The organism is Stenotrophomonas sp. (genome assembly GCF_032099025.1).
GTDB lineage: Bacteria > Pseudomonadota > Gammaproteobacteria > Xanthomonadales > Xanthomonadaceae > Stenotrophomonas.
The window spans coordinates 112,816-124,292 of record NZ_DAMCID010000011.1 but is presented as its reverse complement, the minus strand read 5'-3'; the positions used below and the strand labels follow the sequence as shown (position 1 = coordinate 124,292).

At 68.7% G+C, this 11,477-nt stretch carries 6 protein-coding genes; 2 read left to right on the top strand and 4 right to left on the bottom strand.

Going from position 1 to position 11,477, the window contains the following annotated elements; translation table 11 throughout:
- Window positions 1–61 precede the first annotated feature (61 nt).
- Both RT456_RS10055 and RT456_RS10050 read left to right on the top strand, forming a co-directional pair.
- Complete coding sequence (locus RT456_RS10055) at window positions 62–2,491, top strand: penicillin-binding protein 1A (RefSeq protein ID WP_313345900.1); 2,430 nt, start codon at window positions 62–64, stop codon at window positions 2,489–2,491.
- A 96-nt stretch (window positions 2,492–2,587) separates the two neighbouring features.
- On the top strand, window positions 2,588–3,235 hold the full coding sequence (locus RT456_RS10050) for a hypothetical protein (RefSeq protein ID WP_313345897.1): 648 nt from the start codon (window positions 2,588–2,590) through the stop codon (window positions 3,233–3,235).
- Window positions 3,236–3,338: 103 nt separating this feature from the next.
- Here RT456_RS10050 and RT456_RS10045 read toward each other — a convergent pair whose 3' ends face one another.
- Genes RT456_RS10045 through RT456_RS10030 form a run of 4 tightly spaced genes read right to left on the bottom strand, consistent with a single transcriptional unit; the run spans window position 3,339 to window position 11,467 of the window.
- Window positions 3,339–6,845: an ESPR-type extended signal peptide-containing protein gene (locus tag RT456_RS10045; protein WP_313345894.1), complete on the bottom strand. Its 3,507-nt coding sequence runs from the start codon at window positions 6,843–6,845 to the stop codon at window positions 3,339–3,341.
- A 34-nt stretch (window positions 6,846–6,879) separates the two neighbouring features.
- A complete protein-coding gene (locus tag RT456_RS10040; RefSeq protein WP_313345891.1) occupies window positions 6,880–7,587 on the bottom strand; it encodes a pilus assembly protein in 708 nt (235 codons plus the stop codon).
- Between the two features lie 23 nt (window positions 7,588–7,610).
- Complete coding sequence (locus RT456_RS10035) at window positions 7,611–8,738, bottom strand: CfaE/CblD family pilus tip adhesin (RefSeq protein WP_313345888.1); 1,128 nt, start codon at window positions 8,736–8,738, stop codon at window positions 7,611–7,613.
- A complete protein-coding gene (locus RT456_RS10030; RefSeq protein ID WP_313345885.1) occupies window positions 8,735–11,467 on the bottom strand; it encodes a TcfC E-set like domain-containing protein in 2,733 nt (910 codons plus the stop codon). The genes RT456_RS10035 and RT456_RS10030 overlap by 4 nt, the downstream gene beginning before the upstream one ends.
- Between the last annotated feature and the right edge of the window lie 10 nt (window positions 11,468–11,477).

The window sequence follows — 11,477 nt, the reverse complement described above, 5'->3', positions numbered from 1 at the left end:
CCGTTCCCTTGCGTAATCTATACTCTGCGGCCACGAAATTCGCAATCGGAATCTGACACTGATGACTCGCCTTCGCCGCTGGCTGCGCTGGTTGCTGGTCGCCTTCCTGGTCCTGGCACTGATCGGCGCCGCGGTCGCCGGGGGCCTGTACTACGCCGTTTCCTCCCGTCTCCCGGACGTCCAGACCCTGCGCGACATCGAGATGCAGGAGCCCATGTACGTCTATGCCGCCGACGGCAAGCTGATGGCGGTCTTCGGCGAGTCCCGGCGCACCCCGATCACCATGAAGGAGGTCCCGGAGCGCCTCAAGCAGGCCTTCCTGGCCACCGAGGACGCCCGCTTCTACGAGCATGGGGGGGTCGACTACAAGGGCATCGGGCGCGCGGTGTGGCTGCTGGCCACGACCAACGACAAGCGGGTGCCGGGTGGGTCCACCATCACCCAGCAGGTCGCCCGCCAGTTCTTCCTGAGTTCGGAGTACAGCTACACCCGCAAGCTGGCCGAAATCCTGCTGGCGCGCAAAATCGAGCAGGAACTGAGCAAAGACGAGATCTTCGAGCTGTACCTGAACAAGAGCTTCTTCGGCAATCGCGCCTACGGCGTGGCCGCTGCGGCCGAGTTCTACTACGGCAAGAAGCTGGGCGAGCTGGACCTGGACGAAATGGCCTCGCTGGCCGGCATCCCCAAGTTCCCGTCCAGCGGCAACCCGATCAGCAACCCGGAACGGGCGCGCGAACGCCGCGACTACTACGTGCTGCAGCGCATGGCCAGCCTGGGCTTCATCACCCAGGCCGAGGCCGATGCGGCCAAGGCCGTGCCCATGCACGCCAGCGCGCATGAGCCGCCGGTCCAGGTGGAGGCCCCCTACGTGGCCGAACTGGTCCGCCAGGAGATGATCGCCCGCTTCGGCGGCGACGTCCTCAACAAGGGCTACCACGTCACCACCACCATCAACGGCGACCTGCAGACGGCAGCCAACCTGGCCGTGCGCGATGGCCTGCTGGCCTACGACCACCGCCATGGCTGGCACGGGGTGGAGCAGCAGGTGGCGCTGGGCGCGGGCGATGACAGCGCCGCCCTCGCCGCCCATCTGCGTGGCATTACCGCGCAGACCGGGCTGCTGCCGGCGATTGTCGCCGGCACGGCGGCCGACGGCAGCGCCACCGTGGTGCTGGCCAACCGCAGCGAGATCGTGCTGCCGGCGTCGGCGGCCAAGTGGACCAACAAGACCCCGGCCAAGCTGGTGCAGCGCGGCGATATCGTGCGCGTGCGCGCCGGGGACAAGGAAGGCCAGTGGCTGCTGGACCAGATCCCGCGCGGGCAGTCGGCGCTGGTCTCGCTGGACGCCGAAAGCGGTGCACTGAAGGCGCTGGTGGGTGGCTTCAGCTTCTCGGGCAACAAGTTCAACCGTGCCACCCAGGCGCGCCGCCAGCCGGGCTCAAGCTTCAAGCCCTTCATCTACGCGGCGGCGTTCGACAAGGGCTTCAACCCGGCCTCGATCGTGCTGGATGCCCCGGTGGTGTTCCGTGACCGCCGCGGCAAGACCTGGCAGCCGCAGAACGACGGTGGCGGGTTCCGCGGTCCGATGCGCCTGCGCGAGGCGCTGGTGCAGTCGCGCAACCTGGTCTCGGTGCGCCTGCTCGACGGCATGGGCGTGGACTACGCGCGCAAGTACATCAGCGAATTTGGCTTCGCCGAGGCGGAACTGCCGCCGAACCTGTCGATGTCGCTCGGCACCGCGTCGCTGACGCCGCTGTCGGTCGCGCGCGGCTACGCCGTGTTCGCCAATGGCGGGTCGCGCGTGGACACCTGGCTGATCGACCAGGTCACCGACCGCGATGGCAACCTGGTGTTCAAGGAGAACCCGGCGCTGGCCTGCCGCGATTGTGCCGGTACCAGTGGCGGCGCTCCGGTGAGCCAGGTGGTCGACGGGTTCAACTTCGGCGCGGCCGCCGCGCCGGCCGCCACGGCCGCCACGGGTCCGGCCAAGCCGGAGCAGGCGCCGGAACCGGCGCGTCCGGTCAATCCGGATGCCCGCGTGGCACCGCGTGCGATCGATGCGCGCACCGCCTACCAGCTGGTCTCCATGATGCGCGACGTGGTCCAGCGCGGCACCGGCACCGCAGCCAAGGTGCTCGGCCGCGAGGACGTGGGCGGCAAGACCGGCTCCACCAACGACCACCGCGACGCCTGGTTCTCGGGCTTTGGCGGAACCTACGCCACCACGGTGTGGGTGGGCCGCGACGACTTCCGCTCGCTCGGCTACCGCGAATACGGCGGTCGCGCCGCATTGCCGATCTGGATCGACTACATGCGCGTGGCGTTGAAGGACACCCCGGTGGCGCAGAACGAACCGCCGTCGGGGATGGTCCAGGCCACCCTCAACGGGGCCACCGAATGGGTCAAGGTCGAGGATATGGAGAAGCTGGCGGAGTACGATTTCAACACGCAGACCCCGCAGGCTGACGACGCGGCGTTCGATATTTTCTGAACGCAGGCACCCGTCGCGTAGGGACACGCCATGCGTGTCCTGGCCGTCACATGATCGGTGTACATTCGGTGGCAGGTCTGATGGGGAGAAATGCGCATGCATCGGGCACGACAGCACGCTGAGAGCCAGACCCGCGAACGCCGCCACCGTCTGGCCCACGAAGCCGCCCGGCTGATGGCCGAAGGCGGCATCCGCGACTACCACCAGGCCAAGCTGAAGGCCGCCGGGCGGCTGGGCATCCACGACGATGCCTCGCTGCCGCGCAACAGCGAAATCGAAGACGCCCTGCGTGAGTACCAGCGCCTGTTTGCCGGCGCCGGCCACGGCACGCAGCTGCGCCAGCGCCGCGAAGCGGCCCTGCGCGCGATGGAGTTCCTGCATGGCTTCGCGCCACGGCTGTGTGGACCGGTACTGGACGGCACCGCCGATGCGAACAGCCCCGTCCAGCTGCAGGTGCACAGTGACGACGCCGATGCGGTACAGCGCTTCTTGGAAGACCACCGCATTCCGGCCGAGTCGCGCTCGCGCCGCCTGCGCCTGGACCGCGAGCGCAGCCTGGACGTGCCGGTCTGGGTGTTCAGCGCCGAAGACCTGACCTTCGACATCGCCGTGCTGCCGTATGACGCATTGCGCCAGCCTCCCTTGTCGGCCATCGACGAACGCCCGATGCGCCGTGCCTCGCAGACCCAGCTGCGTGAGCTGCTCAGCGAGGGCGAGATCGCCGGTTACCTTGGCGACGCGTGATCGCCGACCGGGCCGAGACGCGTAAACGAAAACGCCCGGTGCGGCGGACCGCACGGGGCGTCGATTGATCCGGGGCGGCCAGCCGACGCCGCCCCTGCAGGACTTACCAGCCCACGCCGAAGCCCACCCCCATCGTGCGTTCGCCGCTGTTGGTGAACGCGCCGTTGAGGCTGAAGGTGGCCAAGCCGCGCTCATTGAGCACGCGCTGGTAGCCCACCGCCAGCGCCGACTCGCCGTCGGCATGGCCCACACCCGCGCCGAGGCGGTTGTAGGTCTGCAGGCCGGCGGTGTTCATCGCCATCGCCGCCTGCGCACTGCCCATCGCGGCCATCCGGTTCAGGCGCTTGTCCATGCGGTCCAGCTTGCGGTCCACGCTGGCCATCGCCTGGTCGGTATACGCGTTGGCCTGGTTGACCGCTTCATCCACCGCACGCGAGTCCACCGCCGGCAGCGGGTCATCGGCTTGCGGGGCCGGCGTGGGCGCATCAGCGGAGGCCACGGCTGGCACCCCCTTGACCGGGCTTGCGGGCGCCTGTGCATCGGTGGGCGCCTCCGCGTCGGTGGCGGCCTGCGCACCGGCCGGTGCATCGCCTGCAGCCGCACTGTCCACCGCCGCGTGCCGGCTGCCGGCCGCCGCGGGGCCCTCGATCTGCGACCGCAAGCCGTCGATGCGACCGTTGATCTGCTCCTGCACCGCATGCAGCTGCCCACCGTTGACCGCATCGCGGCTGCCCGCCGCGATCATGCCGTTGGCCACGTTGCCCAAGTGTGCTCCGCCGAAATCGACCGTGCTTCGGTCGGCGTCGAAACGCACGGCGGTGGCGTCGGTCGCTGCACGCGCCTGGTCCAGTGCGTGCAGGCGTTCGCCCACCGCGTCGAGCCCGTTCTGGGTGCTGTTCACTTCCACATCGAGCGCGCTCAGCGCCGCGCCGACGCTGCCGTGTGCCACGCCCTGCACGCTGTAGGACGGTGCGATCACGTTGCCGTCGGCCGCAAAGCCCGCGCCACCGCCGAGGGCGTTGACCACGCCGGAGAGCTGATCGACGGTGGTGAGATCGTGCCGCTGGATGCCGTTGGCTGCATTGGTAATGCGACGCTTGAGATCCGAATGTCCGATCGATACCTCATTGGCGCCGTAGGCAATCGAATCGTGTCCGAGTGCGACACTGTTTGCAGCCCCCGGTTGCACCTGACTGCCTCCGCCCAGGGCAACGCCATTGCGAATGTGCACCTGGGCGCGCGCACCCAATGCGAACCCATCTTCAGCGCCTTCGTTTACCAATGCGGCACGGCCCAACGAAACAGAGTTCTTGCCCAATGCCCTGGCATAGCTACCGATTGCAGTAGCCCCCTCTTCCATTGCCATGGTATCGCTGCCCATCGCAATGGCCAGGAGACCGGCCTGTGCGCCCTCACTGTATTCGTCGTGCCCCACAACGGCGTACTTGCTGGCGTCTTCCAGCACCGAGACCCGCTCATTGGTCACGAACAACTGGCCACCTGTGACGGCCTCGCGGCTGCCGTCACTGAGGTCACCCTCGGCAAGCGCGACCAGACGCCCACCGTCGAGACTCACACTGCCCTCCTCGTCGAAGCGCACGACACCGCTGAGATCCGGATCGAAGTCGGCGAAGTCGCTGCGCAGGCTGTCAATATCCTCCCGGTTGAGCGCGATCTGCACGTTGCTGGCGAACAGCTGGCGGCCGCTGACGGCCTCGTTGCTGGTCGCAGCCAGCACGCCCTCGGCGACGCCGCGGATGCGACGGTTCTGGTTGTTCTGGTTGCGAACATCCAGTACCGCGCCCGCGTTGCCGGCGCCCAGACGTACATCGCCATTGGCCGCCACCTGGCTGATCAGGCCCCCCAGCACAATGGCCTTGGACTGCGCGTCGTTGGCGGTGGTCTGTGCGAGGTTGGCCACCGTGTGCGCCGTATTGGCCAACGTGGTGGCAGCGCTGACCTTCAGGTTGGTGGTGTTGAGCTGGCGGCCACTCACCGCGTCGGTGCTGCTGGTGCTCAGTACCGCATCGGCCACGCCGGTGACCCGACGGTTGGCATTGGATTGATTGCGCATGTCCACGACACCACCGGTGTTGCTGGCACCCACCCGCACGTCGCCGTTGCCAGCGCTCTGGCTGAGCAGCCCGCCCAGCACGTTGGCCTTGGCCAGCGCATCGGTGGCAGTGGTGCGCGCCGTACTGGCGGTGGTGGTGGCGGTGGTGACGTTCTGGTTGGTCGCGTGCAGCTGCTTGCCCGTGACCACTTCCGCGCTGGTGGTGCTCAGGGTCGCGTCGGCCACATTGACGATCTTCCGCTTGAGGGTGGCACTACCCACGGAGACCTGATTGGCTGCGGTCGCCACCGATCCTGCACCAAGCGCCACACTGTTGCCTGCCTGTGCCCCCACCTGGGCCCGGTCACCCAGGGCGACGCCGCCGCCAGCGCCGGTATCGACTCCACTTCGGTTACCCAGTGCCACGGAGGCGCTGCCGGCGGCAGTCGCCAGCGTCCCCAGGCCAACCGCGTTGGAACCCGCTGAGCTGGCCTGGTAACCGAGTGCGTTGCTGTGGGTTCCCTCGGCCTTGGCGGCGAAACCGACGGCCACCGCATTGCTGCCTGCGGCCGTGGCGCTCTGGCCGATGGCCGTCTTCGCACTGGCCAAGGCGGTCAATGCGCGATCGGCATGGGTGCGGGCCGTGTTGGCCGCGTTGGTCGCCGTGCTGACGCTCTGGTTGGTGGCGTGCAGCTGCTTGCCGGTGACCGCCTCGCTGCTGCTGGTGCTCAGCGCGCCATCCGCGACGTTGACGATCCTGCGCTTTGTGCTGGCGTTGCCGACGGAGATCTGTCGATCGCCCGTGGTGACCGAGTCGCGCCCCAACGCCACCGAGCTTTTGTGGGTCGCCTGGGAGGCATAGCCGAGCGCGACGCTGTCATGGCCGGCCAGGGATTCTCCGCCCAGCGCAACGGCGCCGGTCCAGCCGTAGCTGCCTGCCCGTGCGTTGCCGCCAATGGCGATGCCGTTGAGCCCGCCACCGGTGCTGACCTGCGCGCCGCTGCCCAAGGCCAGTGCGTTGCCGCCATCGGCAATGGTGTCATTGCCCAGCGCGGTAGCGCCGTGCCCCCCCAGCGCCTGCGCCGCATGGCCGACTGCCGTTGCGGAGGTAGCCTGCACCCTCACGCCGTCGCCCACGCCCACCGAGCGCGAACCGCTGACGCTGGCATGGTTGCCATACAGCACGCTGCGGCTGCCGGAGATGCTGGCACGGGAGCCCAGCACCATCAGGCGATCGCCACTGGCGGTCGCATTGCGGTACTCGAGGTCGGTGACGATGGCGGACTGATACACCGTGTTCTGGGCAATGATGGCACCGGCGCGTGCGCCAAACACCGGGGCCAGCGAGTGCCACGGCAGCGCCACGGGCGGCAAGGACGAGTGGAATTCATCGTCGGGCACAGTGTCGTCTGCAGCCACGGCGTACGGCAACGCGCAGACCAGTGCGCAGGCCAGCGCAAGCCGCTGCGGTGCCTTGCCACGCCGCGCGCCCAGTTCGCTGGCGACAACCCAACCTTGCCTGGCAGCGCTCCAGATCAGACGGAAAATGCGATTCATCGCGATGTGCTCCTGTGATGGAAGAAGGAAGGGATCAGGGTGTGAGGGTGTGGCGGTGATCGCGGTAGCCGGCGCGACTGAGCCGGTAGTCGATGTCCACGCGCCCACCGGACTGCGGCACGAACGGCAGCGTCATGGCAGCACCGGGATACAGGCTGCGCTTCACCTCGTGCGTGATGCAGGCACCGTCCGCGTCGCAGTCCTGGACCTGGTTGATGCCCAGCCGCAGGCTGCCGCGGTTGACCAGGCGGTCGCCCTCCAGCTGCATCTCCACACGCCCATCGGCAGGCAGCACGTTGACCAGCACGCCCCAGACCAGGCTGACGCCCAGCGTCGCGTTGGCCCCCTGTACGGTCACCCCCGGGTCGCTGTCGTCGGATCCGCGCACGCCTTCGAAGTACACGCGGAACGCCGTTTCCTCCTCCACCGCGCGCAGCGGAATGATCCGCACCAGACGGTTGCCGCCCCCGGCAAGACCAAACTTGCCGGGAGTTACCGCCATCACCGTGACCGCGCCGACGGCTTCATCGACTTCCTGTTCGTGGTCGGTGGCCGGGTCCAGGATGCGTTTCACCGTGGCCTGCACGTACTGCGGCTGCGGTGATTGCGAATGCACGCGCACAGTGGCGGTCTTGCCGGCTTCGACATGCACGCGCATCGGGTGGACGTTGAGGTTGGCCAGCGCGGGGGCAGCGGGCAACAGGGCGAGCAGAAGCGCGCCGGCAAGGCAGATCTTGATCATCGGACGGGGTTCCAGTCGGGGGGTCACAGGCGGGCGGTGGGCAGGCGCATCTCGAGGGTGAGCCGGCCCTCGTAGTAGCCCTCGCGCTTGTCGGCGGCGGGCACCCGGGGCGTGTCGAGGGTCAACGGGGTGGGCACGCAGTACACCCACTGGTTCATGTCGGGCAGCATCACCAGGCGCAGTTCGGCGGTGTCGATCCCGCGCAGCAGGACTTCCTCGTTGTTGCGCAGGGCGATGCGCTGTCCGTTGTGGGCGAGGGTGAGCTGGTAGTCCACGCGGTCGTGCAGCTCACGGCCGCCATCGCGATGCCAGACCGAGTACTGCGTCTCCGGGCGGCCGGGAGCGGCCGGGCCCATGTCGCGTGCGGTGATGCCCAGGAACTCGCTCTGCGAGCCCATGCCGTCATACAGGCACATGTCCAGCACGGTGCTGCCGCCGATCGTGGCCGGGTACGGCACCGGGCGATAGTCGAGCTGGAGGCCGACCACCGGCGCCGCCATGCCGAACTCGGGCAGGTAGATCATTACCCGGTCGCGGTCGGTGATGGTCAGGTCGAACTTGAAGACATGGGTGGCGATGACCGGGCCATCCGGGTCCATGCGCAGATGCAGGTGCAGTTCTGCCAGCCAGCGGCCTGCCACCAGCTTATGGAGATCCTCTTGCTGCACGCCAAGCGCTGCTGCAGTACCGCTTGGTGGCACCAGGCAATCGACATTGAACGATGTCCAAAGTGGGTACTCGCGCGGGTCCCAGAAGTCGGCGCTGCAGTAGCGCTGCCATTCGGCACGCTCCAGCCAGCCAGTAACGTTGACATCTGTGTGCTGACCGCTTCGTTGTTCACGGAACTGAAGAGGAATCGTGCTTCTGGACGGAGGTCCTCCCGTATCCCGCGTAGGGCATCGTCCCAACGAAGGATCCGACCCACAGGTCAGATGGAGCTTTCCGTAGTTCAGACTCGTTTCGCCGTACCCCAGCATCGTGCGCCGCGCCCACAGCTCCAGCGCTTCCGGCGCGGAACGGTCGAAGGTGCGCGTCACCTCGGTGGTAATCACCCCCGTTGCCGGGGTGGTGAGCGGCGGGCGCTGCGCGTGTGCCACCGCGCTGGACAACACACTCCACACCAGCACCGTCGCCAGCACCCACGTCTTCATCGCACCTCTCCCATTGCACTGCCATCGTTCCGGCTCGCCACCGGGGTGTGTTCGTTCAACAGCCGCTGCACCCGCGCCTGGCTGCGGATCGGCACCGGCAACCGGTCCAGCGCCAGCGGTTCGCACTGCACCTCACCGACCAGCAGCATCACGCTGCGGCGGTCGCGCACGGTCAGCGGGCACTGCAGCAGGCGTTCGGCCTGCAGCAGGTACAGCACCTGTTCCCGCTGCGGGAATTCGGCGATGAAGCCGCCGTCGCTGCCCAGTGAAGGCACCGGCGCATTGAGAATGCGGGCGCCCTCCAACGGTGCGCCGGCGATATCACGCGCGTTGCCGATGAAGGTGTAGGTCACCTCCAGTTCGATCGGCAGCGCGATCACCTTGCCGGGCGGCAGGAACGCATGCTGCGCCGCGCCCAGCCGCGCCACGCGCACGGCTGCGTCACTGTCATGCGCGCTGATGTCCTGCACTTCGACACGATGGCGCTGGTAGCCGCCGAGCGGCAGCAGGCGGCGCTCGCCGAAGCGCAGGGTGCGCCTGCGCTGGCTGCCGGCGCGGACGTCGGCGGCAGCGCCGCGCAGGTCCAGGTCCTGCGCATCGCCGACGCTGATCGCCACCCCGGCATCGGCGCCGTGCGCGCCACCCCAGTAAAGACCGCGCGCGGACAGCGCCACGCCGGAGGTGTGGCTGATGCTGTAGGACATCTCGCCGTCACCGGGCTGCCGGTAGTAGGACACCGCGGCGCTGGTCTGCCCCATCGCGTTGTCGACGCGCGCGGTGAGCAGGGCGTTGTAGCGGTCTTCATTGCGTCCGCTCAGTTCACCGCCCAGCTCGCGGTTGTCGCCGTCGTGCTCCTGCCGCAGCGACTGCGACAGGCTCAGGCGGCTGTCCGCCGCGCCGTGCTGCGGGCGCCGCATGTCCAGCCCGATGCGCTGCTGCAGGCTGCCACTCTCGGCCCGCCGCAGCCGCGACACGGCCAGGTTGAGGTAGATGCCGCGGTCGCGGCTTGCCCCCACGCCGTTGCCGGTGTCGTTGTCCTGCTGCCACACGCCCAGCCGGCTGCCCAGAATCAGGCCACGCCATGGGTGGGTCCGGCTGTAGCCTGCCTGCACGCTGCGCGCGGTCTGCGCCGGCCGCAGCGTCGGCACCGACGGCGGCGGCAGGCCGCTCCAGGCATCGTCAGCGCCGTCGGGAGGCGCCCACTCCGGGGTGTAGCTGCGCCGCCGGGTGTGGCCCAGATACAGGCTGCCGCCGAGCAACGGCAGCGACACGGACGCGCTGAGCGAATCGGTGCAGCCGAAGCGGTCCGCCCGCACCGGCGTGGTGGCACGGCACGCGCCGCCGCGCAGGCGCTGGCGGTAGAGGTTCCACGAGGCGTAGTGACGGTAACTCAGCTGCTGCTGGGTGCCGTGGCTGCCATCGCCGCCACTGAGCGCGCTGACCGTGGCCTGCAGGTCATGATCGCGCAGCCGCTGCCGGGCTTCCAGCCGCACTTCGCCGTAACCGGTGTCGGCCAGCCGGGCCACGCCGAGAGTCATGCCGTAGTCGCGCGCGAACGGGATGCGCAGCCCGGCCTGCACGGCGGTATGGGAGGCGGCCGGGTCGCCGTCGCGTGCACTGTGCGCGCGCCGCCGCCCGCCCTGCACGAACCACTGCATGCTGCGGTCGGACCAGTCGCCGCCGCGGCTGAACGGTGCTTCTTCACTGCGCACGAAGCGGCCATCCTCGTAGATGCGCAGGGTGATGGTGTAGGTGCCGCCGGGAAAACGGCGGGTGTCCAGGTCGTTGATGCCGGCCTGGAGGTAGAAGGTCTGCAGCAGGCGGTCGCCATCGAAGGCGTCGACGCGTGCGTCGCGACCGAGCAGCACCGTGAGCGGCGTGGAGGCGATGCTGGCGTCGGCGTCGACATAGGCCTGGGTGGTGCCCACGCGCAGGCCTTCGAAGCGGTCCAGCGGCAGCATGCCGAAGCTGAAGGTGCCGCCCTGCTGGCTGGACAGGTTGCGCCGGTCCATGCGCCCCAGCTGCAGGTAGTGACGCTGGGCCAGGTCGTGACGGTAGTAGAGGTCATCCAGATGGAAGCGGTCGTGTGCGAGGTGGCCGCTGCGTTCCTGGCGGCTGAAGTTCCAGCTGCCCGCGACGTGGCCACTGCGCAGCACGCCGAGCGCGCCGTTGCCCTGCACATTCAGGGCACGGTAGCCATCGCCGCCACTCACATTGAGGGTCTGCTGGTGCAGCAAGGCGTTCTGCGCGTTCTCGCTGACCTGGTGGAACGGGGAGCGCACCGCAGCGTCCTGCGGCACCCATTGGCGTGCAGGAAACAACATCAGCACGCCTTCGCTCTCGTCGAAGATGGCGCGCAGCTGGTTCGGATCGTCATCGGCGTCGATCCAGCCGCAGCCCGGCTGGGGCTGCCCGTACGGACATGCAAGGTGGCTGTTGCGCGGCAGCGGGGACGACAGTGCCGCACGCAGCGCCTGCTGCGCGTCGGCAGAGAGCTGCAGGGCATCCATCACCTGCACGGGCTGGTCCAGCTGGACCGAGTCGAGGGTGACCCAGGCCGACCAGAGCCCCGCCGAGCGGCCGAACAGGCGGACCTCCACGCGCTCGGACTGGCCGCTGGCGAGGTCTTCGAAACCAGCAGGCGCCGGGCGCGCCGCGACGGCCGGTATGGCCAACGTCAGGGCAAGCGCCATCGCCAGCCGGGTGAGGGCAGGTGCAGATGGGGACATCACAGGGGGC